Annotated in this window: 23 protein-coding genes; 14 read left to right on the top strand and 9 right to left on the bottom strand. The window is 43.5% G+C overall.

What is annotated here, in order from left to right; translation table 11 throughout:
* From LJ707_RS00510 to LJ707_RS00545, 8 genes are all read left to right on the top strand, one after another.
* Positions 1-942: a DUF5777 family beta-barrel protein gene (locus tag LJ707_RS00510; protein WP_228948771.1), complete on the top strand. Its 942-nt coding sequence runs from the start codon at positions 1-3 to the stop codon at positions 940-942.
* Between the two features lie 4 nt (positions 943-946).
* Positions 947-1,387: a ubiquinol-cytochrome c reductase iron-sulfur subunit gene (locus LJ707_RS00515; protein ID WP_228948772.1), complete on the top strand. Its 441-nt coding sequence runs from the start codon at positions 947-949 to the stop codon at positions 1,385-1,387.
* 208 nt (positions 1,388-1,595) lie between these two features.
* Positions 1,596-2,288 (top strand): TolC family protein, encoded by a 693-nt coding sequence (locus LJ707_RS00520; RefSeq protein WP_228948773.1) that lies wholly within the window; start codon positions 1,596-1,598, stop codon positions 2,286-2,288.
* Positions 2,289-2,291: 3 nt separating this feature from the next.
* The gene (locus LJ707_RS00525) at positions 2,292-4,448 is read left to right on the top strand and encodes an exopolysaccharide transport family protein (RefSeq protein ID WP_228948774.1); all 2,157 of its coding nucleotides are present in this window, start codon (positions 2,292-2,294) and stop codon (positions 4,446-4,448) included.
* Between the two features lie 11 nt (positions 4,449-4,459).
* Positions 4,460-5,638: a glycosyltransferase gene (locus LJ707_RS00530; RefSeq protein ID WP_228948775.1), complete on the top strand. Its 1,179-nt coding sequence runs from the start codon at positions 4,460-4,462 to the stop codon at positions 5,636-5,638.
* A gap of 2 nt (positions 5,639-5,640) precedes the next feature.
* Complete coding sequence (locus LJ707_RS00535; protein WP_228948776.1) at positions 5,641-5,790, top strand: hypothetical protein; 150 nt, start codon at positions 5,641-5,643, stop codon at positions 5,788-5,790.
* 10 nt (positions 5,791-5,800) lie between these two features.
* The gene (locus tag LJ707_RS20360; protein WP_228948777.1) at positions 5,801-7,333 is read left to right on the top strand and encodes an O-antigen ligase family protein; all 1,533 of its coding nucleotides are present in this window, start codon (positions 5,801-5,803) and stop codon (positions 7,331-7,333) included.
* 4 nt (positions 7,334-7,337) lie between these two features.
* A complete protein-coding gene (locus LJ707_RS00545) occupies positions 7,338-8,552 on the top strand; it encodes a glycosyltransferase (RefSeq protein ID WP_228948779.1) in 1,215 nt (404 codons plus the stop codon).
* Here the strand turns inward: LJ707_RS00545 and LJ707_RS00550 are convergent.
* Both LJ707_RS00550 and LJ707_RS00555 read right to left on the bottom strand, forming a co-directional pair.
* The gene (locus tag LJ707_RS00550) at positions 8,549-9,319 is read right to left on the bottom strand and encodes a glycosyltransferase family 2 protein (protein ID WP_228948780.1); all 771 of its coding nucleotides are present in this window, start codon (positions 9,317-9,319) and stop codon (positions 8,549-8,551) included. The genes LJ707_RS00545 and LJ707_RS00550 overlap by 4 nt on opposite strands.
* A gap of 5 nt (positions 9,320-9,324) precedes the next feature.
* Complete coding sequence (locus LJ707_RS00555; RefSeq protein ID WP_228948781.1) at positions 9,325-10,119, bottom strand: glycosyltransferase; 795 nt, start codon at positions 10,117-10,119, stop codon at positions 9,325-9,327.
* Between the two features lie 125 nt (positions 10,120-10,244).
* Between LJ707_RS00555 and LJ707_RS00560 the strand changes: the two genes are divergently transcribed.
* On the top strand, positions 10,245-11,582 hold the full coding sequence (locus LJ707_RS00560) for a lipopolysaccharide biosynthesis protein (RefSeq protein WP_228948782.1): 1,338 nt from the start codon (positions 10,245-10,247) through the stop codon (positions 11,580-11,582).
* Between the two features lies 1 nt (position 11,583).
* Here LJ707_RS00560 and LJ707_RS00565 read toward each other — a convergent pair whose 3' ends face one another.
* The gene (locus tag LJ707_RS00565; protein ID WP_228948783.1) at positions 11,584-12,696 is read right to left on the bottom strand and encodes an acyltransferase; all 1,113 of its coding nucleotides are present in this window, start codon (positions 12,694-12,696) and stop codon (positions 11,584-11,586) included.
* 91 nt (positions 12,697-12,787) lie between these two features.
* On the opposite strand from LJ707_RS00565, the gene LJ707_RS00570 reads away from it, so the two are divergent.
* Positions 12,788-13,642 (top strand): beta-1,6-N-acetylglucosaminyltransferase, encoded by an 855-nt coding sequence (locus tag LJ707_RS00570; protein ID WP_228948785.1) that lies wholly within the window; start codon positions 12,788-12,790, stop codon positions 13,640-13,642.
* On the opposite strand, the gene LJ707_RS00575 is transcribed toward LJ707_RS00570, so the two are convergent.
* From LJ707_RS00575 to LJ707_RS00590, 4 genes are read right to left on the bottom strand one after another with little or no spacing between them, the layout of a single operon-like run.
* A complete protein-coding gene (locus LJ707_RS00575) occupies positions 13,639-14,175 on the bottom strand; it encodes a hypothetical protein (protein ID WP_228948786.1) in 537 nt (178 codons plus the stop codon). The genes LJ707_RS00570 and LJ707_RS00575 overlap by 4 nt on opposite strands.
* Before the next feature lies 1 nt (position 14,176).
* A complete protein-coding gene (locus LJ707_RS00580) occupies positions 14,177-14,512 on the bottom strand; it encodes an STAS domain-containing protein (protein ID WP_228948787.1) in 336 nt (111 codons plus the stop codon).
* Positions 14,509-15,645: a response regulator gene (locus LJ707_RS00585; protein ID WP_228948788.1), complete on the bottom strand. Its 1,137-nt coding sequence runs from the start codon at positions 15,643-15,645 to the stop codon at positions 14,509-14,511. The genes LJ707_RS00580 and LJ707_RS00585 overlap by 4 nt, the downstream gene beginning before the upstream one ends.
* Entirely contained in the window at positions 15,645-16,184 is a 540-nt protein-coding gene (locus LJ707_RS00590) for a hypothetical protein (RefSeq protein ID WP_228948789.1), read from the bottom strand. Before LJ707_RS00590 ends, LJ707_RS00585 begins: the two co-directional genes overlap by 1 nt.
* Before the next feature lie 60 nt (positions 16,185-16,244).
* On the opposite strand from LJ707_RS00590, the gene LJ707_RS00595 reads away from it, so the two are divergent.
* From LJ707_RS00595 to LJ707_RS00605, 3 genes are all read left to right on the top strand, one after another.
* A complete protein-coding gene (locus tag LJ707_RS00595; RefSeq protein ID WP_228948790.1) occupies positions 16,245-17,159 on the top strand; it encodes a glycosyltransferase family 2 protein in 915 nt (304 codons plus the stop codon).
* A gap of 4 nt (positions 17,160-17,163) precedes the next feature.
* Positions 17,164-18,327, top strand: coding sequence for a glycosyltransferase family 2 protein (locus tag LJ707_RS00600; RefSeq protein ID WP_228948791.1), 1,164 nt, complete (start codon positions 17,164-17,166; stop codon positions 18,325-18,327).
* A 121-nt stretch (positions 18,328-18,448) separates the two neighbouring features.
* Complete coding sequence (locus LJ707_RS00605) at positions 18,449-19,063, top strand: DapH/DapD/GlmU-related protein (RefSeq protein WP_228948792.1); 615 nt, start codon at positions 18,449-18,451, stop codon at positions 19,061-19,063.
* Positions 19,064-19,508: 445 nt separating this feature from the next.
* Here LJ707_RS00605 and LJ707_RS00610 read toward each other — a convergent pair whose 3' ends face one another.
* Positions 19,509-20,708, bottom strand: coding sequence for a sugar transferase (locus LJ707_RS00610; RefSeq protein ID WP_228948793.1), 1,200 nt, complete (start codon positions 20,706-20,708; stop codon positions 19,509-19,511).
* 26 nt (positions 20,709-20,734) lie between these two features.
* A complete protein-coding gene (locus tag LJ707_RS00615) occupies positions 20,735-21,136 on the bottom strand; it encodes a response regulator transcription factor (RefSeq protein ID WP_228948794.1) in 402 nt (133 codons plus the stop codon).
* Between the two features lie 225 nt (positions 21,137-21,361).
* On the opposite strand from LJ707_RS00615, the gene LJ707_RS00620 reads away from it, so the two are divergent.
* A complete protein-coding gene (locus LJ707_RS00620; RefSeq protein ID WP_228948795.1) occupies positions 21,362-24,151 on the top strand; it encodes a PAS domain-containing hybrid sensor histidine kinase/response regulator in 2,790 nt (929 codons plus the stop codon).
* The last annotated feature ends 2 nt before the right edge of the window (positions 24,152-24,153 follow it).

Consider the following 24,153-nt stretch of genomic DNA (forward strand, 5'->3'; position numbering starts at 1 on the left):
ATGAAAAAAGTATGTATTGTACTGGCAATGCTGCTGGCATGCCACACACTTAAAGCGCAAACGGATACGTCGTCGGCCGACGCGATAATGTCATCATTAAGTGCTGATGATAAGCATGAGGATGTTATCGCGACCTTTAAGGCTACCCGGCTTATTTTTACACAAACTACCGAAACGGTAAAAAAGCACAACCTTAACTTTTTGGTTACCCACCGCTTTGGTGATATAGCGGGCAGCGAGGGCGGCGGCTCAACACTGTACGGGTTGGATAATTCGAGCGATATATTTATCGGCTTTGAGTATGGCCTTACCGATAATCTCGACCTGCAATTTGGCCGCAGTAAGTTTGAACAGTTGATAGAGGCCGGTTTTAAATATGCCGTGCTGCATCAAAAAGCGGATGATAGCATGCCCTTTTCATTGGCTTTAGCAGGTAAGGCAGGCCTTAAACCCTACAGCGTAAACACCGATGTTTTTGATGATTACACCAATCGCCTTAATTATATGGCGCAGGCCATTATAGCGCGTAAATTTTCATCGAGCTTTTCGCTGCTGATATCGCCAACATTTGTGCGCAACAACCTGCCGTTCCCTTTTATTAACGGTAACGAAAAGGATTACATAGCGCTTAGCGCGGCAGCCAGGTATAAGTTTACTAAACGCCTGGGTATAGTGGTTGATTACGCACACCCGTTCTCCTCATTCCGCAATAATAGTACTAACCCCAAATTTTACGATCCGCTGGGTGTAGGGCTTGAGGTTGAAACAGGCGGGCACGTTTTCACGCTCAACTTCTCGAACGCAAAGGCCATATCAGAGATGAATTACCTGAGCGATACCGAATCGAGCTGGGGTAAGGGGCAGTACCGCATCGGGTTCACCATATCGCGCATGTTCGATCTCGGACCAAAAAATAAAAACAAAAAACAATCAAATTATTAACGCAATGGAAAGAAAAGAATTTTTATCAAAACTGGGCATCGGCTTTGCCGCGGTTTGTGTAGGTTGTGGTGTTGCCGCCTGCGGAAGTTCAAAGAGTAACGATCCGACACCGGATAAGCCTGATGACGGCGATGATGATGGTAACCTGTTCAGTGTTAACCTAAACAGCGAGCTTACCGCTGTAGGGCAGTCAAAGGTATCAAACGGGGTAATACTGGTACGTACGGCTGCCGGTAATGACGAAAGCTCATTTACCGCCGTTCAGGTAGCTTGTACCCACCAGGGCACCGCCATCAATTATAATAATGCGCAGGGGCGGTTTATTTGCCCTAACCATGGCAGCCAGTTCAGCAATGCCGGCGCGGTGTTGGTTGGCCCCGCTACTACTGCGTTAAAACAGTATAATATTGATATTAACGGCAATACATTAACCGTATCAGCCTGATTATTCGTATAAGTTTTAGGTTATAAAGCCTGTGCCTTAATTGGGTACAGGCTTTTATATTTACATAAGTTTAAGCAGGCAAACTAATTTTTGATTTATACGTATATACGTATCTGTAAAAAAGCTTGCACACAACTTTGTGGTATTTTTCAGCGATATTTACCGTGTAAGGTATATATTGCCGATAATTACATTTAAAATACGTTTAATGAAAATAAAGGTACTTTCAGTATTTGCTTTCCTGATCATGATATTACAGCATGGCTATGTGCTGGCCCAGGAGAGTATAGTACAGGATATATCGGAAGTATATGTTGATAAACTGGTTAATGTGGCCAGGCAAAACTATCCGCGCATCAAAACTTATCAAAGCCGGGTTGATGTTGCTAAGGTCAATGTATCTATAGCCTCGGTTTCGCTATTTGATGCATTGAGCCTGTCCTATATTTATCAGCCTGATAATGTTACGGTGGTTGATCCGGCAAACCCGGGTACGCGTTTTTTTAAGGGATTGCAGCTTGGCGTTTTTATTAACCTGGGTACCATACTGCGTACGCCCATGAATATTAAGCGCGCTAAAGCCGAGCGCCGGTTAGCTGAAAGCGAACGTGACGAATATACACTAACACTGGCTGCCGAAGTAAAGCGCCGGTATTACCTTTACATACAGCGCGTTGGCCAGTTAAAAACACAAACCCGCGCATGGCAGGAGGCTGAGAATGGCATAAAGGATATTGAGTATCGTTACAAAAAAGGTGAGGCTACTTTTGAAACCTTTAATACAGCGCAGATACAGCTTACGGAGCGCCGTACGCAAAAAATTGAGTCGGAAGCCAACGTGTTTATTTCAAAGGCCGACCTTGAAGAAATATTAGGCGAAAAGCTGGAAAACATAAAATAATAAATGGAATTCGGTAAATTTTTTAAACTGCTGCTAAAACATAAGTACACGCTTATTGCCATACCTGTAATAGCGGTTGTTATAACTTATTTTTTAGTACGCAATCAGCCTGATGTGTTTACCTCAACCGCGCAACTGGCTACCGGTATTGTTGACCCTACACAGCAGGTACTAAGTACTGAGCAGCCGCAGGAATCAAAAATAAGCCAGGAGTTTAGTAACCTGGTGCAGATGCTGCGCTCAACCCGGATACTCGACCAGGTGTCATACCAGTTAATGCTGCACGATCTGACCAGCGATAAGCCGTTTCGCAAACCGAGCGATCTTTTAGAGGATCTTAACCCGGATGCCCGCAAACATGCCATACAGGTTTACAGCAGGTTGTATAAAAACAGGCAGGAGCTTTCGCTTTTTGATCAGGATCAGAACGGATTGAACAAGGTGATCGAATCCATGCGGTATGATGACCAGTCGCTGCTTAAAACCCTGACAATTTACCGCCTTGAGAACAGTGATTTTATAAACATACAGTTTGATGCCGAAAACCCTGAACTCACCGCTTTTGTAGTAAACACGCTTTGTAAGGAGTTTATTAATTACTACACCTTTATCGTAAAAGAAAATCAGCGTAAGGCGGCTACGTTTTTGGGTAAGCTACTGCAAAACAAGCAAGACTCATTACATGCCCTAAGTGATTCCCTGAAACAGTACAAGATCAAGAACCGTGTGTTTAGCCTTACCGAGCAGGCCCGCAGTTTGTACGGCCAGCTATCTGATTATGAAACACGCCGGCAGGAGAATGAAAAGGATGTAGTATCAACACGCGCGGCTATCCGCAGGATTGATCAGAGCTTTGACCCGGCCGACAGGCAGTATGTTGAAAGTTCAATGACGCGTGTTAACGCACAGATAACCGAGCTGGATAAACAACTTAACGCGGCCAACAATGCCTATATTGAAAGTGATTTTGACCCGGCTTATAAAGGCCGTGTTGATTCGCTCAACAATATAATATCATCAAAAATAAGGCTATCGTCTGATAAATATATCCTCAACCCGCTATCGGCCAAGCAGGAGCTGGTTACCTCTAAGCAAGAGTTGCAAACCGCTAATGTGGTAGCCAAAAACAGTTCAAAATCAATAAATAAGGAGCTTGGTCGCCTTAACCGCCGTTTTGATAACCTGGTACCGCACGAGGCGGTTATAGGCTCGTACGAAAAGGCTATTGATATTGCCCAGGAAGAATACCTTACCCTGTTGGCCAAATACAACCAGGTAAGTATGGAGGCCAGCATGTCTGTAACGCTTAAACAAGTGGTAGCGGCCATGCCGGGTGTTGTACAGCCATCAAAAAAAATGCTGCTGGTTATATTGGCGGGTATAGGCTCGTTCGCGGTATGTGTTGTAGTATTGTTCGCGCTCTTCTTTTTAGATAATACCGTAAAAACCGCTAAAGATCTGGCTAACCGTACCAAGATACCGGTATTGGGCTATCTTAATTTGCTGGATAATAAGGTTATCGACTTTAAAAAACTATGGGACAGTAAAGATCCTGATAAAAATACCCGCACTTTTAAAAATTTGCTCCGGTCATTACGCTACGAGATAGATAACGAGATGCAGGGCGATAAGCTATTGCTGGTTAACAGCCTGAAAGCCAACGAGGGCAAAACGGTAATTGCCGTAAGCCTGGCATACTCGCAGGCGGTGATCAACAAGCGTGTTTTGCTGATAGATGGTAATTTTGAGGATTCGGGAATTACCGGTATGACTAAGCCCGCCATCTACCTGGAAGATTATTTGACCGGGAAGGTTAGCGGTACCGAAAATACATCGGGCATGCTTACCGTATGGGGTAACCGCGGCGGTGATGTTTCGTTATTTGAGATACGCCCGGAGCATGAGGTAAAGGAAAAGTTGGACGCTTTAAAACAAGCTTATGATCTGATTATTATCGAAGCATCAGCGTTGAATACCCTCAACCGATCTAAGGAGTGGGTAGGTATTACCGACAGGTTGCTTACTGTATTTGAATCGGGCCAAAACTTAACCGAGGCGCAAAAGCCAAACATTCAGTATCTCAAATCCGTAAAAAATAAATTCATGGGTTGGGTGCTTAACAAAGTTACCGATGTTGACCCGGCAGACAGAAAAGCTTAACAAGGCATTATATGGCGGTTATTAAAATTGTGTGGATAATTGTTCAGGTTTTAATAGGATATAACCTGGTATTGCCATTTATACTTTACCTGTTTTCGGCCACTGTACGCCGCAAATTGTATCCATCATCCATTGCCGAGGCTGATTATGCTGTTATAGTTACCGCTTATGAGCAAACCTCATCGCTGCCGGCGGTAGTTAATTCTATTCTGCGTGTAAACTATAAAAATTACCTCATATATGTGGTGGCTGATAAGTGCGACATCAGCAACCTGCATTTTGATGATGAAAGGGTAGTGCTGCTGCGCCCGCCCGAAACGCTGGCCAATAATATCAAATCGCATTTTTACGCTATCAATAATTTTCGCCGCCAGCATGATAGGGTAACCATTATTGATAGTGACAACCTGGTGCATCCGTCATACCTTAACGAGCTGAACAAAATGTTTGATGCCGGTTTTTTGGCAGTACAAGGCGTTCGCGAAGCAAAAAACCTTGATACTACCTATGCCCGTTTGGATGCCGCGCGCGATATTTATTATCATTATTATGATGGCAAACTGCTGTTCAACCTGGGCTCGTCGGCAACGCTGGCAGGGTCGGGCATGGCGTTTACCACACAGTTATACCGCGATTGCCTGGAGCGGAAAGAAATTTCAGGAGCCGGTTTTGATAAGGTTTTACAAGCCGAAATTGTTGGCCGTAACCTGCGTATAGCCTTTACCGAAAGCGCTATTGTGTACGATGAAAAAACCACCCGGTCAGATCAATTGGTAAAGCAGCGCTCGCGCTGGATAAATACCTGGTTTAAATACTTTGGTTTTGGCTTTACCATGATAGGCAAGGGCATAAGCAACTTTAGCCGTAACCAGCTATTGTTCGGGTTGATATTGCTAAGGCCGCCGCTGTTCATCTTTTTACTGTTGTCGGGTCTGTTCATGTTCATTAACCTGTTTGTAAGCATAACGGTAGCCTTTACCTGGCTGGTGGCATTTATATTGTTTGTACTTGGCTTTTATATAGCACTGGCTAAATCACCAACGGATAAGCGCATCTATCAATCGCTTATTAACATACCAAAGTTTATTTTTTACCAGGTACTATCGTTAGCCAAAGCACGTAAGGCCAACCAGCATTCGGTAGCCACACAGCATTACCATACCGGCGAGGGCGAAAAAGGGGAGCAGTAATTATGCGCATTGATCCGGCAGAAGAAATAATATACAGCGACCGTTTTAAACGCCGCTACCAACGCAGGGTTAACCGTATAACGCGCATACTGGCCATAGTTTTGGCGGCTTTAAGTACCTACGCGCTTATATTCAAGATCGTATTTTTTTAAAACAGCACCAGTGGATAATTTTCAGCTTAAAATAGATAACTCGTTAAGTGCCGCGGGCACCGGTAACGGGCTGTTTGGCAAGCTGAAAAAGCTGCTTTTTATTGATAAGCTCAATAACGGTGTCGGCATAGCCTTACTGCTTGTTTTGGGTGTTGTTTTTAGTGCCGGTATTGCCAAATTCGGCGCTATTTTCGGCGCGTTGATATTCGCGGCTATTATAGCGGTTTGGGTATTGGCAGGCATCATTGTATCTATCGAGTTTGGTATACTGGTACTCATGGTAATGGCATTTATGCTGTTTATGCTGATGCGTATAGGTGTATCGGGGCCTATTGGTATTTTGATGGATGCCCTGCAGGTAATGCTCATGATAAGTTCGCTGGTACGCCTTAAACGTGAGCGAAACTGGGAGTTGGTGCGTGGGCCTGTCAGCATAGCCATTTTGGTGTGGATTGGCTACAACGTGTTGCAGTTTGCTAACCCCATGGCCGAATCGAGGATGGCCTGGGTATATAGTATACGTACCGTAGCCATTGTGCTGCTGAGTTACTTTGTATTTGTATATAACATCCGCACACTGCGTATGGTGCGTATTATATTTAAGCTGTGGCTGGTGCTCGGGCTTATAGCGGCATTATATGCTTACAAGCAGGAGTATATCGGCTTCTCGGCTGTGGAAGATGCTTACCTGCATTCAGATCCGGAGATAGCAGGGTTACTTTTTATTGGCGGGCACTGGCGTAAATTCTCCATATTTTCTGACCCGGTAGTGTTTGCCTACAACATGGTAATGGTATCTATCATCTGTATTTGTATAGCTGCCGGTAAATTCAAAATATGGCAAAAAGTACTGGCCATTATTTTTACCTGCCTCTACCTGCAATCAATGCTGTTTTCGGGTACGCGTGGTGCCAACGTGCTGCTGCCCGCGGCTATGGTGCTGTTCGCCATCATGAATTATAATAAAAAAGTGCTGGTATTTGCCATTTTAGGCGCCATGTTTTTACTGGTACTTATTAATATACCTACAAGCAACCCCAATATTGTGCGCTTTCAAACCGCTTTCAGGCCTAATAACGACGACTCTTACAACCTGCGAAAATATAATCAGAAACGTATACAACCCTACATACAAACACACCCGTTTGGGGGTGGCTTAGGCGCTACAGGCACCTGGGGTAAGCGTTTCGCGCCCGGCTCGTACCTGGCTAACTTTCCGCCTGATAGTGGTTACATACGAGTGGCGGTTGAACTTGGCCCCATCGGTTTGATTATCTTCTGTACCATGGTTTTTACCATCCTCAGAAAAGGCATTAACTATTTTTACCGCATTCGCGATCCGGAACTGCGAACCTACTGCCTGGCCATGACGCTGGTGATCTTCGCTTACAACGTTGCTAACTTTCCGCAGGAGGCATTGGTGCAGTACCCGTCGAATATCCTGTTTTCGGTAGCGGCTGCGTTAATTACCGTTACTTACCGGCTTGACCGCGAGCAGAACCGCAATGCTGAACAAGCGGAGCCTGAACTTATAAAATACTGATACCATGAGCGCTATTGACAGCATACAAAACCGCGACATAGTAATTGTAGGGCAGCAACCCTGGGATGTTGAGATAGGCAGCAACTGCAAAAACCTGGCCCTTGAATTTAGTAAGCATAACCGGGTGCTGTATGTAAATTCGCCGCTCGACCGTATTACGCTTTACAAACAAAAGCATGATGCTAAGGTTCAAAAACGCATTGATGTTATTAATGGCAAAACCAACGGACTTGTAACCTTACAGGATAACCTGTGGAATTTATATCCTGATAAAATGATCGAATCCATCAACTGGGTTCGTGGTAATTTTGTATATGATGTTTTAAACAAGATCAATAATAAGCGCTTCGCGGCATCCATCAGCAAGGCTATAAAGCAACTGGGTTTTAAGGATGTCATCCTGTTTAATGATAACGACATGTTCAGGAGCTTTTACCTGAAGGAGCTATTGCAGCCCGATGTAAGCATCTATTACTCGCGAGATTATATGCTGTATGTTGATTACTGGAAACGCCACGGCGAACGTATTGAACCTTTGATTATAGCCAAAAGCGACCTTTGCGTAGCCAACTCCACTTACCTGGCAAGCTACTGCGGCAAATACAATAAAAATTCGTTTTACGTAGGGCAGGGCTGTGATCTGGAAATGTTTACCAACCAAACCGGCTTACCTGTTCCGGATGATCTGTCGGGAATCAGTAAGCCCATTATCGGTTACGTAGGCGCGTTACAAAGCATCAGGCTTGATATTGACCTGCTGGCCCATATAGCCACTACAAAACCTGAATGGAGCATTGTTTTGGTAGGCCCCGAGGATAATGAATTCCAGGCCAGCAATTTGCACGATATACCTAACATTCACTTTTTAGGTGCAAAGCCCGGCGATATGCTACCTGCCTATATCAACGCTTTTAATGTATGCCTTAACCCGCAAAAGGTTAATCAGGTTACAATTGGCAATTATCCCCGCAAAATTGACGAGTACCTGGCCATGGGTAAACCAACCGTTGCCACCCGTACCGAGGCCATGAGCGTTTTTGAGGAACACACCTATTTGTGCGATACCAAGGAAGATTATGTTAATGCCATCCAAAAAGGGTTGGACGAAGATTCACCCGAAAAACAGCAGGAGCGCGTAGCCTTTGCGTCAACCCATACCTGGGAGAATAATGTAAAGGCGATTTATAAAGCTATTATTACGGTTAAGGCCGGTAATTAATCCCGCTTGGTTTTAAAGGTTGCCAGGTCGTAATTATGTTTGATGTTACGGTAGATCATCCGGGCAAAGGTTATAAATGGATTGCTGCTCTGCCTGAAATCGCTGCGTGTCATGGTTGATGGTTCATCGTCAGGATTCACCTGGTCAAACAAACCCTTAAAGTCTTCATAAAATACGGCCTTCCCTTTATTTTTGAGGAATGAGATCGCCATTAAAAATTCTGTACGGTCGCCTTTCAGGCCCTCGGCATAACGCCCAAACTTACTGAAGAACGAGGTACGGCGCAGGTGTGGATGATCACTATAAACGTGAAATTTGCGATAACCCAACTTCCACACGCTGAACATCATCTCCGAAAATCCTTTACGCAGCGGTTTTAAGTATGGATACTTAAAGTAAGCGTAAAAGCGCGCCATATCCAGTTCAGGGCGCTCGTTTAACAGATCCAAAGCATCCTGTAAATGTTCGGCATAACCCGGAAACGGATCAAAATCTTCCTGGACATATAAGGTGTATGGTGTTTGCACGGCATCCTGCCCCTTGTTAATATTGTTACCCAGCCCACGGTTCTTTGGCGTGGTAATCAGCCTGAAATTATAGGTAATGGCCAGCTCACGCAACTTGTCCAGGTGCTCGGGGCGGCTGCCATCGTCAGACACCACAATGTCGGCAAAGTTGATGTTCTGGTTAGCAAAGGCCTGCAGCAGGCGCTGTAACGACTGGCTGCGGTTATAATGGGTTACAAGCAGGGTAATGGTATCAAACATGGTTTTTATACTTTCTTAAACAGCACATCATAGGTCCACCTCAGCAGCTTAAATTGCAGGTATACCGCCCTTGCTGCCAGGGCAAGCGGGTTTTTGCTTTCGCGCCATGAGGCACGGCCCATGGTGCTGGGCTCATCCGACGAGTTTTTTTGATAGAACAGATCGGTAAAACGGTCAAAAAATATGCCTTTGCCCTTATGCTGAATAAATGATAATGCCATGCGGTACTCTGTAATATCGCCCTTTATACCTTCGGGATAGCGCCCGAATTTTTGCAGAAAGGTGCTGCGGCGCAAATGCGGGTGATCGCTGTATACATAAAATTTGAGGTGGTTATTTTTAAATGGCGATGCCGAAAACCTCATCTCCGAAAAGCCTTTGTTATAAGGCTTGGTGTACGGATATTTAAAGTATGCGTAAAATCGGGCTATGTCAAGCTCCGGGTCGGTATTAAAAAATTGCAGGGCATCCTTAAAATGTGTGGCAAATATCTCCTTCGGTTCAAAATCCTCCTGAACATACAAGGTGTAAGGCGTTTGCACGGCATCCTGCCCTTTATTGATGTTGTTGCCCAGTCCCCGGTTTTTAGGGGTGGTTACCAGGCGATAGTTGTAGTCGGGCTGCATGGCTTCCAGTTTTTCAAGATGCTCGGGGCGGCTGCCATCGTCAGACACTACTATGTCGCCAAAAGTTATACCCTGCGCCCTGAAAGCGTTAAGCAATCTTTCGAGCGAGCGGCTGCGGTTATAGTGGGTAACCAGCAGGGTAACATCCTTAAAATGTAAATCAGGATCGGTCATACAATCTTTTACGCAATTTATACCGTATAAGGTTTAATATTGCTTTGTTTATTTTTTTAAGCTAATATGCAATAAAAACATGTTTTATCAATAGGTGTTTTATAAACGCTGTATAACAACTGTTCATGCTATCAAAACTACTGGCCTTAATTAAAAACAAGCATTTCCTGTCATTAGCGGGCAACATCATCATGTCCGGATTGGGTATGCTTACCACCGCCATTATTTACCGCTCGCTCACCCTTGCCGAGGTAGGTATATGGGTTATTTTTCAAACCACCATACTTTTTGTTGATACCTTCAGGTCAGGGTTTCTTACTACCGCTTTTATTAAATTTTATGCCGGTGCAACGCCCGAGCGCGCTGCCGAAGTGGTAGGCTCAACGTGGTATATCGCGCTGGGAATAACCGGTACATTGATATTGCTTAACCTGCCTGTGCTGTTTTTTATGCAGCATATTCAGGATGGCGGGTATATTTTATTTTTTAAATATTTTGGGTTAACATACATCCTGTCGTTACCCTGGTTTATAGCCAGTTGCGTATTACAGGGCGAGCAGCGGTTTGACAGGCTTTTGTACGTGCGCTTTGTTAACCAGGGCAGTTTTATACTGATAGTAGTACTGCTGCTGATATTTGGTAAAGCTACTTTGTTTACTGTATTGTATGCCTACCTGGCATCGCATGGGTTAACCAGCCTGTACACGCTGGTTATGCGCTGGACGAGGTTTAACACCATTGGCAAACGTACTAAAGAAACCACTGCCAGCATTTTTAACTTTGGTAAGTTCAGTGTGGGTACCACACTTAGCTCAAATATGTTCAGGCTGTCTGATGTGGCTATAATCAACCACTTTTTAGGTGCCGCGCCGGTGGCTATCTATAATCTCGGGCAAACATTAATGCAACTGGTAGAGATACCTTTGCGCAGTTTCGCGGCTACAGGTATGCCATCATTATCTGCGGCATACAACCAAAACAGCCGCAGCGAGGTGATCTACATCATGAAAAAATATATAGGCCTGATCACCGTAGTGCTTATACCCGCTGCTATTGTTGCCGTTTTACTTGCCGATGTGCCTATTTATATGATAGGCGGCGGTAAATATGTAGGTACCGAGGCTGCTAACGTGTTCCGTTTGTTCATGACGTTCGCGCTGCTTTACCCGGCCGACCGTTTCTTTGCCCTCACGCTTGATGTTATACACAAACCTAAAGTAAACTTTTATAAAGTGCTGGTAATGCTTGCCGCCAACATTGTATTTGATGTTCTTGGCGTAGTGCTGTTAAAAAGCATATACGGCATAGCCATAGCAACCGTTGTACCAACGCTGATAGCCGTGGTGGTGGGTTATGTGGCCCTGAACCGCTACCATAAATTCCCGTTTTTAAGTGTATACGCTTTAGGTTTTTCGGAAGCGAAGATATATTGGGGACAGATAAGGCAAAAACTGAAATTTTAATTTACCACAACCACCATGTTCTTTTTCCTTCGCGGCGGGTGCTCAGGTTAAAGCGCATTTCAATGTGCTTAAAAGTCCATCGCGATAGCCAGAATATAATAAGGTAGTTGAGTACAAATAAATAGGCATATGCCGACGGCGGCAGTTTTAACACCCTGATAAAGGCTATGTTGAATAAGCTCAGTATCAGTGTATGTATCATATAAATAGAGTAGGAGAGCTTGCCTGTTTCGTGCAATATGCGGGGCTTTTTTAACATAGCCGACAGCCATCCCTTTTCAAAAGCGAAGATGAGGATAGTGACAAAGAACAGCAGCTCAAAAACATAACCATACTGTTTAAAAATATCGCCATGCCAAACAAAGGCAAAAGTTATGGCAAGTGCCGCTATCTCTAAAAAACTGAATAACGCGTTAGGTAATGGCCGCAGCCAGGTTTTTAAATAATTATAAGCGTTAAAGCAAAGTACACCGGTAAAAAAGCCTGCAATGCCGCGTAAAAAGCCATAGTTAAAGGTGTAAGTAAGCTCGGTACTTTGGGTAAGATAAAACAACAGGCCAAAGGCTGTTACCACTATAAGTATATAAACCACATTGCGGGCGGCAAACAACTTGCTTTTGTTGATGAACAGCATGGTTAACCCGAAAACCAGGTAAGCTATCATTTCGGCACTGATGGACCAGCTTGCAATGTTCCAGCTTACATCATTAACTCCCGGCATTTTTACTGAATTGAGCAAAAACAGGTTAGTGAAAAATGTAGTGGTGTTATTGGCCGCGTTATCAATTTTGTTAACCTGCACGTACTGCGCTGCAAAGTGTTTGGATAGTTCAATGCCTACAAACAGTAGCAGCACTATTAAATGTAAAGGGTACAGCCTGAAAAAGCGCTTTTTAAAGAACCTGCCAAGCTGTTCGCCGCTTTCAATATATTGGTAGCTATAGCTGATCACAAAACCGCTCAGCACAAAAAAGAAATCAACAAACAAATCGGCATTGTATACAAAGTTGTTGTTGATCACCGGCGTGGCCGAAAAAGCGCTCATGTGAAATAAAACAACCAGGCTTGAGAATAAACCCCTGAAAATGTCTAAAACCTCAAACCTTTCTTTCATTATCTGTTCAGTTAGTGATGTGTAAATCTATATTAAATTTAAAGTAGTACGAAACGTATCATAAAATGGTTATGTTACGTAAAAATTATACATGAAGCTTGCCCATTTAATACTTGCTCATAACAAGCCTGAGCAACTGGCGCGCCTGGTGGCGGGCCTTGCCCACCCGGATGCTGATTTTTATATACATATTGATGCGAAAACGGATATAGGGCCATTTGAGCAGTTAAAAAAGTTAGCCAACATATATTTTATTGCTGATAGGGTTGCCGTTTACTGGGGGGCTTTTAATATAGTGCAGGCTACTATTAACGGTTTTAAGGAAATTGTTAATAGCGGTAAAGGATACGCTTATATTAATTTACTGAGCGGGGCCGACTATCCTATACTGCCTGCGGATACATTACACTCCTTTTTAAATGATAACCCCGGCAGGGCATTTATGAATGCGCTTGTTGCCGAAACCCATTGGCTGGAAGCATTGCCCAGGGTGCAGCAATATCATCTTAATAACTATCGTTTTCCGCTTAAATACAAAGTACAGCAGTTAATGAACAAGGTATTGCCTCCGCGTAAAATGCCTGATAATATGGTATTGGTTGGCCGTTCGCAATGGTTTACCATAAGTATTGAATGTTTACGGTATATTATTAATTACTGGGATAACCATCCGGCGTTTCGCAGGTTTATGAAATTTACCTGGGCGCCCGATGAATTTGTTTTTCAAACGATATTATACAATTCGCCGTTGCGCAACAATATGGTTAATGATGATCTTCGCCTCATCGATTGGTCGGCAGGGGGAGTGAGCCCTAAAATACTTACCATGCACGATACCGAAATGATAAAAACATCGGGCAAATATTTTGCACGCAAATTTGATACGGATAAAGATGCCGCCGTATTAAGGTATATAGACGAGCATTTGCTTAAAGTAAAGGGTTAATTAGCAGGCAGGTTTATTTTTGCTGTAAAAAGGTTCAGTTTGTTTTCATCATCATAATGGTATATAAAATCATCAGCACATTTGGTGATGATGAGCAATCCAAAATGCTCTGTGAGGTTCTCAATATCCGGTAGTTCATCATCAGTGCATTCTTCAATAGCAAAACTTACGTTATACTCATCGTGGTAATTGGCAAAAAGGCGGCACATAATATCATAGCTTATTTGTTTTTTGCCGTTGCACAAACCTGGTTTGCCAAACTTTACAGGCGGGCCGCTATCGTATTTTTGAATGATGAGCTTATCGCTGTCAATATCAACCACCAGGTTTACGGTATGTGCGTGCGAGTGCTTAAAGCTGTTGGTAAGCAACTCCGTGGCTATTGATTTAACTTTAAAAAAAACCTCATAGTTTTCAATTAACGATGCCCCGGTACACTCCTCAACATAAGCCAGCACTTGTTTAAGTGATGGCGTTAATACCGACTTGTCGTTTAAAAAAATAAACTCTTTATGTGTGGTTCTTATACGCATGTTATCCTGCGGTGGCTTCGTTTAGGTTTTTGTATATTTTAAATACTTTATCAAGCCTGATGAGGGTGAACAGGTTATGAATATCAGGCCTTAAACCGGTAAGCAATATATCGGTTTTAATGGCGATAGCGTGCTTTAATGATGATACCAGCGCCCCCAGAAATGAACTATCCATATACCCTATGCTGCTCATATCAAGTATGGTTTTTTTATGGTACTGATCAAGTATGGCAATAAGTTCGGCCTTAAATTTTTCAGAATTATTAAGGTTGGCTTCGTTTATTGTTGTTTTTAAGGCTATGTAGCCTTCGGTATCAGTTTCAATGCTGATCATCATGTTTTTATAATATTTATAATGCTCTGGTCATCAACTACAATGTCAGGGCTCAGGTTAAATAGTCGTTTCTTAATTTCGTCAAAATTGATGCCTTGGGCAAGTAATCCGGCAAGTTTTTGTTTAAAACCTTCATAATCGGTTTTAACACCGGCTTCATGGGCCATATCTATCATCCCATCAGTAAAAATAAAAAGTTGGTCGTTTTTGTTTAAAACTATTTTTTGTTCGGTATAAGCTACATCGGCAAACATGCCAAGCAGCAAACCATCGGTGCTTACCTGTTCAAGTATCGCATCATGGGCTTTGTAATGCAGCAGTGGCAAATCACCCGCCCCCGCATAATTAACAATGCCTGTTTCAGTATCTATCAATATTAGCGACAGGCTGGAGAGTATATCCTGCAGCACATCGTCAAGGCAAATAATGCTGTTTACTTTTTGCAGTATGTTGGCCGGCGAAAACTCATTGCTCAGCGTGGCAAAACGCACAGCCGAGCGTACATAACTAAGATACCCGAAAGTAAAATACCAGGCCATCCATTTTTTACCCATAATATCGCCAAGTACTATAAAGGTAAAGCGCTGGTTAACCTGTATAAAATCAATAAAATCGCCACCCGGAACATCATGGTAGGCATGATGCCAGAAATCCACGCTGATTCCGTTTATTTGCGGCGTTTTTTGCGGTATCGATTTTATATTGAGCGCCTTGGCCGCGTTTTGAACTTCGAGTGTTGAAAGCTCGCGCTGCTTGTTTACCGTAAGCAGTATATTGTTAAGCTTGGATATGATAACGTTGATAGGCGTATCCTTAATTATAAAGTCAATGGCCTGCAGGTCAAGCCCCTGTTCAATGGTTTCCTTATCGCTAAGCGATGTCAGGAACACAAAGGGTATATCTTTAAGGCCATCCAGCTTCATCAGGCTTTGCCTGAATTCAATACCGTTCATGCCGGGCATCTCATAGTCAGACAGGATGATATCGGGCACGTTTAACCGTAACTTTTCAATAGCCTGCGCTGCAGAATAAGCTGTGTAGCATTCCCATCCCGTTTTTTTGAACGCCTGAACCATGATGTTCAAAAAAAGCAGGTTATCGTCAACCAGTAATATCTTATTTTCTTTAGCCGGCATTATTGCTTGGGGTTGACAGGAGATTTAAACAACGATTTGATGAACAAATATATGCCCGAAAGTACAATTAATGATGATATAAGATCCATCACCGTAATACCATCATTCGGGTTAAAGAAAAAAATGGTGTATATCTCAAAGTCAGGCGGGGCGGGCATCACTATCATGGCCAGGCCAAGGGTGATGAGTACCAGGCTGATGATCATTAATACAATGTTGGCTCCCTTTTCTGCCCGTATGTATTTTTTTGAGGCTTCGCTGTCAAACTGGTGCGATGACAGCAGGATGCTGAATTCATCCAGTAGGTCATCCCGCGAGGCGTTGTCAGTATCTATCTGCCGCAGCGCCTCAATGCCTTCGCTCTCCTGTGCCGAGTTTTCAATAGCATGGTTAAGCCGCTGCTGTATGTTACGCGCTTTGTCACTATCAATATTAGTTTCGGCGAGCAGAGCTATCAGTTCATCCAGTTTTTGGTTGATGGCCTGCTCGTCGCCCGTGTTGCCGGGGCCTTCATTTATATTATTAGTTTTGTCGCTCAATTTAAATTGATAATTTCAACAACACATTACTTGTAAAACCGTACAAAGGTTATAATTTGAATGAAACGCGTATCTATAATAACAGTCAATTATAATCAAAGTTTGGTTACTGAGGCCCTGCTTGCTTCTATTAAATCAACCAATAATTATCCCGCTATTGAGGTAATAGTTGTTGACAATGGCAGCGCGGTAAACAGCATACCCGACTGGACGGTTAAGTATCCCGACGTACGCTTTATACGTTCTGACAAAAATTTAGGTTTTGCCGGAGGTAATAATATTGGTATTGCCGCCGCAAACGGTGATTATTTGTTTTTGGTGAACAATGATACCGAGTTTACCCCGGGCCTTGTTGAAACATTGGTTAAAACGCTGAATGATAATGCCGGGGTAGGTATGGTATCACCTAAGATACGCTACTTTGACCAGCCTGATACCTTGCAGTATATGGGCTTTACCGCGATGAACTATTACACCGCACGTAACAATTCAATAGGGCAGTTTGAGGTTGATAAGGGGCAGTATGATGATTTAACAGGCCCAACCGGCTATGCTCATGGTGCCGCCATGATGCTTCGCCGAGAATGTATTGATAAGGCCGGCCTAATGGCCGACCACTTTTTTTTGTATTACGAGGAGTTGGACTGGTGCGACCGTATAAAACGCGCCGGTTACGAGATATGGCTGAATACCGCGGCGCTTATTTATCATAAAGAGTCGGTTTCGGTAGGGCGGGTAAGCGCGTTAAAGGAGTATTTTATGAACCGTAACCGCATCCTGTTTATTCGCCGTAACGCGCCGTTTACAGCACGCCTGGTGTTTTATGTGTTTTTTTTGTTGGTGGTAACGCCGCGTAACATCATCAGGTATGTTAAAACCGGCAATACCGAATTTATAAAATGGCTGTTTAAGGCCATTTGGTGGAACATCACCCAAAGTAAAAACAGCGCTTATTTAGGTTACCCTTTAAAATAGTATAATGATAATTGCTTTTTGGCTGAGCCTTTTTATTGTTTTTTACGCCTTTGTGGGCTATGGTATAGTACTGTTTATACTCATCAAGATAAAGCGTGCCATAAAAGGCAGGCCTGTATTGCCCGGCGCGGTTAACCTGCCTACCTGTACCCTGGTAGTGGCTGCTTATAACGAAGAACGTTTTATTGCCGAGAAGATACAGAACAGCCTTGAACTGAATTATCCCGAAGGCAAACTGCAATTTATTTTTGTTACTGATGGGTCTACAGATGATACGGCTGCCATTGTTTCAACATTTTCACAAGTAAAGCTGATGCACAGGGATGGGCGCAGCGGTAAAATAGCCGCCGTACACCGCGCCATGACGGAGGTAACTACCGATGTAGTGGTATTTACCGATGCCAATACCTTTTTAAATAAGGATGCCATTGTAAATATATGCCGCCATTATGCCGACAAAAAAGTAGGCGCGGTAGCAGGTGAAAAGCGGGTGCATATTGATGAAACCGCTGACGCTACGGCAGGAGAAGGCTTTTACTGGAAATATGAATCAAAGCTAAAAACCTGGGATTCTGAACTGTATTCAGTTGTTGGAGCGGCAGGCGAGCTATTCAGCATTCGCCGCGAACTGTACGCGCCGGTACAGCCCGATACCATTCTGGATGATTTTATGATCTCGCTGCTGGTTACCATTGATGGTTACCGGGTGATTTACGAGCCGGATGCTTACGCTACCGAAACCGCATCGCAAAACGTGGGTGAGGAGCTAAAACGCAAGATCAGGATAGCGGCGGGGGGCATACAATCCATATTAAGGCTAAAGTCGTTGTTAAACCCGTTTCGTAATTTTGTGTTAAGCTTTCAGTACATCAGTCACCGTGTATTGCGGTGGACGGTGGTGCCATTTTTAATGATATTGGCATTGGTTTTAAATATAGCTATTGTAGCCAACGGCATTCATGGTATATACCTTTTGATGCTGATAGCGCAGGTTGGTTTTTACGGCATGTCGCTATTAGGCTGGATACTTGAGGCCCGTGAGATCAAGGTGAAAATATTTTTCATCCCCTACTATTTTTGTATGATGAACTATGCCGTAATACGGGGGATATTCAGGTATTCGGCAGGTAAGCAAAGCGCCATTTGGGAGAAAGCGAAGAGGCAATGATTGGAGATTAGTGGTTGGTGATTAGTAATTGGTAAAAAAGTAAATCAACCGAGAAATACTAACTACTAACTATTCACCATTTGCTAACTAACTAATCTCTAACCACTAATCACTTAAAAACATGTCCTTAAAAGATAAAATAAAACATAACCCTAAGCTAAAAAAGCTAATACACTGGATGCTGATCCCGACAGGTGAAGCCCGGCCGCGGCTTTGGGTAAAGTGGTTTGTAAATCCATTCATCCATAAAAGGGGCAAGGGCTCAAAGGTGCGTAGCCGTACCCGTATGGATGTGTTGCCATTCAACCGGTTTCAGCTTGGCGCTAACTCAACCATTGAGGATTTTTGTACCGTTAACAATGGTGTGGGTGATGTGCTGATAGGCGATAATTCACTGATCGGTATGGGCAATGTTATAATTGGCCCTGTAACAATAGGTAACAACGTTATTTTTGCTCAAAACATAGTAGCCAGCGGCCTTAATCACGAATATCGTGATGTTAGCCAACCCATACATGCCCAAAAAATACTGGTAGCACCCATAGTGGTTGAGGATGATTGCTGGATAGCGGCTAACTCCGTAATTACATCAGGTGTAACCATCGGCAAACACAGTGTAATAGCCGCCGGAGCTGTGGTCACCAAAGATATTCCACCATACTCAGTAGCTGTAGGCAACCCGGCTAAGGTAATTAAGCGGTTTGATTTTGAGGTGAATGATTGGGTGAGAGTATAAGATAAAAGGATAGTTTCATTACCTGTCCTAAATTTCTTTTGAGCGATCAAAAGAAACAAAACTTAGCGTTAGCGATCTCACGAGCTCAACTAAAAACAAAATAACAGCGAATAAATCGCCGGCTTTTTAATTTTATATTTAAGGTAGTGCATCCACCTGGTATCCGAAATTAAGAGGCCGAATTGTAGGTTATGATTGGCTTGTAATATTGTATGAAGCGTAATATTAATTCCCTCCTTGGGGAGGGCAGGGAGGGGTTCGCAAACTATTCAATCAACTTCATAGAGATAAAGTTATTTATAAGTTGCTTCATTAAAAAACATCTGCACGTATTTAAATAGCGGCAGATTTCTCCTCGTACCTCGTTCGAAATGACAATGATTATAACTTATGATGGTCGCATTTTTTTAAAGTCCTCCCCACAAGGGAGGATTTAGAAGGGGTGTTACACCTGCTCTTTTTGCAACAGCGCCGGGATGGTTTTTAATATCACTCGGGCATCGTTCCAAAAGCTGTGGTTTTCGGCGTAATAGTTGTCGAGCATCAGGCGTTCTTCTTCACTCATTTCGGCTTTGCCGCGTTTTTCAACCTGCCACAGGCCGGTAATGCCGGCAGGGGCTGCAAAACGCAGAGCGTATTTGTCGGTAGTTAATTTTTCAGCTTCGTACAATGGCAGCGGGCGGTTGCCTACAATGCTCATGTCGCCTCTTATAACATTCCACAATTGCGGCAGTTCGTCAATACTGGTATTGCGTATAAAGTTGCCTATTTTGGTAATACGCGGGTCGTTCTTGATCTTAAAGAAGGCTGAATCACCGGCCTCGCGTTTTGAGCTGATGTATTGTTTTTCGCACCATGTTACCTTATCGGCATGCAGCGGAAACTGGCACCTGCCGTAAGCGGTACATTCGGCACATAAAAAGTTAGTATTATCGCTTGCCGATTTTTCCTGTTTGCTTTGCGCGTCAATAGTGTATTGGTTAAGGTGTTTAAGATCCTTAATGCGCTGGTCGGCATTAACATACATCGACCTGAACTTATAAAACTTGAATACGTTATAACCCGTACCTACGCGCAGCGAATAATAAAACGCAGGCCCGCGCGACTCAAGCTTGATAGCCAGGTAAATAATCAAAAAGAATGGCGATAGCACCAGCAGTACGCCACCGGCAAAAAGTATATCAAAAATACGCTTGCCCAGCGGTGTTTTTTTAGGGGCAGGGGCCTTTTTAACCAGGTTGGTTTTAAGCTTGCTCCATTGCGAAAGCGTAAAGTTAACACGCGATTCAATATTTTCACCAACAAGGGGCTGCCAGAATACATCAACCACGCCTGATTCAAGGGCCAGTTTACGCAGGTTGGCGCTAAGGTGGTTAACCACTAAAAAGAAAGGAGGGGCATCTTTCCTTGTTTTTTTAATGGCTTCAATTAATTGTACACCGCCCGGTGCCAGTATTTCGCTTTGCGAAATTACGGCCGTAATATTAGTGCCTTTTTCCAGGGCATCGATCAACGCGTCGTTATCATCATAACATACCACATCTTTTACCGGCAGGTTCAAGCCTTTAAAAAAATCAGTAGTATGGTTGTTGCAGTTAACAAGTGCAATTATACCTGTGTTGCCTGGTGTGTTAATGTCTGACATAAATAAATACCTTGTTACAATCTTACTTATAGCGGTCTTTCTACACGCCTTAATACAACCCTTATACGTGCGGCAAGCTCGGCAGGGTTAAAAGGTTTTACAACAAAATCATCGGCACCGCTGTCAAGGCACTTAATACGTTTTTCTGAACTTTCTTCGCCTGAGAGGATGATGATGGGTATCGATTTAAAGAAATCGCTCGCTTTAACCTGCTCAATTAACTGCAGGCCCGTTATCTCGGGAGTATTATAGTCGGATAATATCAGGTCGGGTATGTTACCGTTTTGCAAAAAGGCAAGCGCGTGCATACCATTATCGCTTATTTCAACCTCGTAAGTAGCGCTCAAAAACTCATTCAGAATGATCTGCATATACGGATCATCCTCAACAACAAGTATTTTAATTTTATTAGTATCAGTAAATGCCATAGGCTATCGCTTGTTTATGATTTTTTATAAAAATATCCAACGTTTAGATATCTGCCAATTAAACTTACATTTATTTTATATGTAACATTATTACGTAAAACACAGTATATAGGTTGGTGCCGTATTATAATAAATTATTGTTTACTATTTTATACGGAATTAACACCGCTGGTTTTATTGTGATAACTTAAATAGTAACTTCGCTTAACGCTATTTTGTTGGTTAATGAATGTATCGCACTTTTTTTTTAATGCTGAGCAACTTGGCCGGTTGTTTCCTTATTACATATTGATAAGCAATCCTGAACTTGAAGTAGATGGTTACGGTGCTGCGCTCAGCAATATGATAAGCCTGCAAGTGCATGATAGCTTTGCCCACACTTTTCGTATAGCCGATAAAGATGATGCTTTAAGCAGTAATTACCTTTCGGTGCTTATTGGGCGTGCCATAACGCTGGTGCCCATAAACAATAAGGGAATACATATACATGGCCAGCTTGAATATTTAAAATCAACCGATCAGTACCTTTTTGCCGGTAATGCCATAACCGGTACCGAGGCCACGAGCAACCTTGCAGATACGGCGCTTAAAGGCAAGCTTGATTTTTATTTTGATGTACTTAACGAAGTGCCTGCCGAGGTGGTGGTTTTTGATACCGAACACCGGTATATATTCATAAACCAGGCCGCTATACGTGATACAGCCCTGCGCGAACGGATGATAGGCCTGAAGGATGAGGATTTTTGCTGGCTTACCAACAGGCCCGAAAGCCTTGCACGTGAACGACGCGCGCATTTTAATGAAGTTATGCAAACCCGCAAGCTTAAAACATGGGAAGAAACCATTGTAAACAGGCACGGAGAAGAGTTGTATAAATTGAGGCACATGTACCCAGTGCTTGACCACAACAGGCAGGTTAAGTTTGTGGTGGGTTACAGCATTGATATTACCGACCGTAAACGTGCTGAAGACCAGTTGCAGATAAGCGAACACAAATACCGCGAACAATATAACCTGAGCCCGGCACTTATATATACCCATAATTTACAGGGTCATGTATTATCGGTTAACCCTGCTATAACCGACACATTGGGCTATACCGGGGCAGAAGTTACCGGTAAGGCCATCAGTGCGCTATTGCCTAAATATGATGAGCGAAGGCTATCCAGAATGTACCTGGAGAAACTAAAGGCTGATGGCCATGCCAGGGGGATATTTAAAACGGTGCATCGTAACGGTAAGGATGTGGTATATATGTTTTACCAGAGCTATGTGGCCGGTGCCGGTAGTAATGATCCATATATCATCGGTTTTTCGCATGATATAACGGATCGGATAAACATTGAAAAACAATTGCGCGATGCTAAGGTAACCACCGAACATGCCGCCAAGGCCAAAGAAATATTTTTAGCCAACGTAAGCCACGAGATACGTACACCAATGAATGGTATACTCGGGGTAAATAAATTATTGGCCAAAACGCAACTTACCGAGCAGCAGCAGGGCTATACCAAGCTGATCGCCGAGTCGGCAGATAATTTGCTGGCCATTGTAAATGATCTGCTCGATCTTGAAAAAATAACATCTAACAATCTTGAGTTAGAAAGCCGTGCCTTCAATATCAGCAATAAGCTTGTACGTACACTTCAGCTTTTTCAGCTCAAGGCCAGGCAAAAAAACATCGATCTGGTACTCAAAAACCGTTTGCCGGAAGAGTTTATTGTATTAGGCGACGAATCGCGCTTCGCGCAAATACTGTCAAACCTGCTTAGTAATGCCATTAAATTTACCAAAACCGGTAGCGTAACGGTATCAACAGCGCTGTTGTATAATGCAAATGATAAGGTGCTGCTTGAATTTTCGGTTGCTGATACCGGTATTGGTATTAGCGACGAGCACCTGCAATATATATTTGATCCGTTTATGCGGCCTTCAACTAACCTGGCAAGGCAGCAAAGCGGCACAGGCATGGGGCTGGCCATTGTTAAAAGCCTTGTTGAGCTACAGGGCGGGCACCTTAAAGTAAACAGCAAAATTAACGCAGGTACTGAATTTGTATTCAGCGTTACGCTTAAAAAGGGAATGGCTTACGCGCAGCGCTACAACGGCAGCGATAATAATCAACTTGATCCTGACAGGTTGAAAGGCAAACAGATATTGGTGGCAGAGGATGTGGAACTGAACCTGTTTTTGGTGAAAACGTTGCTTGAAAGCTGGGGCTGTGTGGTTGATGTGGCCGAGGATGGTGTAAAGGCGCTTCAAAAAGCCGCGAATACTTATTACGACCTTATTTTGATGGATATACAAATGCCGGAGATGGATGGCCTTACCGCCACACGCCACATCAGGCATTTGGATAATGCCTTGTACAGTAACGTGCCTATAATTGCCCTTACTGCCAACGCCCTTAAAGGCGACAGCAAATATTATATTGACGCCGGCATGAACGATTGTGTTACCAAGCCATACTCTGAAGAATATTTATACGAAAAGATAGTTGAAGCGATAGGCAAAAGCAAGGACCGCAGCAGTACAGTTGATACCGCTGAAAATGGTGTTATACCCCAGGCCGATCAAGAACCGGCCATTGTAGAGCGCGAAGATACACCATCGCCAACAAATTGTGTTATTGAAGAAATTACCCCTGTTATAAATACCCCGCAACCTATGGATACCAGTATTAAGCTATACGATTTGTCGATAATTGACAGTATAAGCAAAGGCAACCAGGCCTTTAATAACAAAATGATCAAGATGTTTTGTGATATAACTGCGCAGGATATGAGCAAAATGAAGGATGTTGCCGCCGCGCAGGATTGGCAAACGGTGTCATCATTGGCACACAAGCTTAAATCAACCGTAGGCAATATGGGGGTTGAGGTATTGAAAGATCCTATTCGCGAGCTTGAAAAAAACACGGCCGCCGACCCGAACGCCACCATTGCCGAACTGGAAAGCAAGCTTGAACAGGTGAGGGGGCAGCTAAAGGCCGATTACCCGGATGCTTTTCAATAAGA

Source organism: Mucilaginibacter sp. UR6-1, assembly GCF_020880975.1.
In the GTDB taxonomy this organism is placed as follows: Bacteria; Bacteroidota; Bacteroidia; order Sphingobacteriales; family Sphingobacteriaceae; genus Mucilaginibacter.

Coding starts and splice junctions, on each gene's coding strand:
- LJ707_RS00535 (WP_228948776.1), top strand. CDS start 5,641: ATGCGCATTGATCCGGCAGAAGAAATAATATACAGCGACCGTTTTAAA.
- LJ707_RS00575 (WP_228948786.1), bottom strand. CDS start 14,175: ATGCGTATAAGAACCACACATAAAGAGTTTATTTTTTTAAACGACAAG.
- LJ707_RS00580 (WP_228948787.1), bottom strand. CDS start 14,512: ATGATGATCAGCATTGAAACTGATACCGAAGGCTACATAGCCTTAAAA.
- LJ707_RS00530 (WP_228948775.1), top strand. CDS start 4,460: ATGGCGGTTATTAAAATTGTGTGGATAATTGTTCAGGTTTTAATAGGA.
- LJ707_RS00585 (WP_228948788.1), bottom strand. CDS start 15,645: ATGCCGGCTAAAGAAAATAAGATATTACTGGTTGACGATAACCTGCTT.
- LJ707_RS00555 (WP_228948781.1), bottom strand. CDS start 10,119: ATGACCGATCCTGATTTACATTTTAAGGATGTTACCCTGCTGGTTACC.
- LJ707_RS00545 (WP_228948779.1), top strand. CDS start 7,338: ATGAGCGCTATTGACAGCATACAAAACCGCGACATAGTAATTGTAGGG.
- LJ707_RS00525 (WP_228948774.1), top strand. CDS start 2,292: ATGGAATTCGGTAAATTTTTTAAACTGCTGCTAAAACATAAGTACACG.
- LJ707_RS00550 (WP_228948780.1), bottom strand. CDS start 9,319: ATGTTTGATACCATTACCCTGCTTGTAACCCATTATAACCGCAGCCAG.
- LJ707_RS00520 (WP_228948773.1), top strand. CDS start 1,596: ATGAAAATAAAGGTACTTTCAGTATTTGCTTTCCTGATCATGATATTA.
- LJ707_RS00570 (WP_228948785.1), top strand. CDS start 12,788: ATGAAGCTTGCCCATTTAATACTTGCTCATAACAAGCCTGAGCAACTG.
- LJ707_RS00600 (WP_228948791.1), top strand. CDS start 17,164: ATGATAATTGCTTTTTGGCTGAGCCTTTTTATTGTTTTTTACGCCTTT.
- LJ707_RS00565 (WP_228948783.1), bottom strand. CDS start 12,696: ATGAAAGAAAGGTTTGAGGTTTTAGACATTTTCAGGGGTTTATTCTCA.
- LJ707_RS00595 (WP_228948790.1), top strand. CDS start 16,245: ATGAAACGCGTATCTATAATAACAGTCAATTATAATCAAAGTTTGGTT.
- LJ707_RS00610 (WP_228948793.1), bottom strand. CDS start 20,708: ATGTCAGACATTAACACACCAGGCAACACAGGTATAATTGCACTTGTT.
- LJ707_RS00515 (WP_228948772.1), top strand. CDS start 947: ATGGAAAGAAAAGAATTTTTATCAAAACTGGGCATCGGCTTTGCCGCG.
- LJ707_RS00615 (WP_228948794.1), bottom strand. CDS start 21,136: ATGGCATTTACTGATACTAATAAAATTAAAATACTTGTTGTTGAGGAT.
- LJ707_RS00620 (WP_228948795.1), top strand. CDS start 21,362: ATGAATGTATCGCACTTTTTTTTTAATGCTGAGCAACTTGGCCGGTTG.
- LJ707_RS00510 (WP_228948771.1), top strand. CDS start 1: ATGAAAAAAGTATGTATTGTACTGGCAATGCTGCTGGCATGCCACACA.
- LJ707_RS00560 (WP_228948782.1), top strand. CDS start 10,245: ATGCTATCAAAACTACTGGCCTTAATTAAAAACAAGCATTTCCTGTCA.
- LJ707_RS00605 (WP_228948792.1), top strand. CDS start 18,449: ATGTCCTTAAAAGATAAAATAAAACATAACCCTAAGCTAAAAAAGCTA.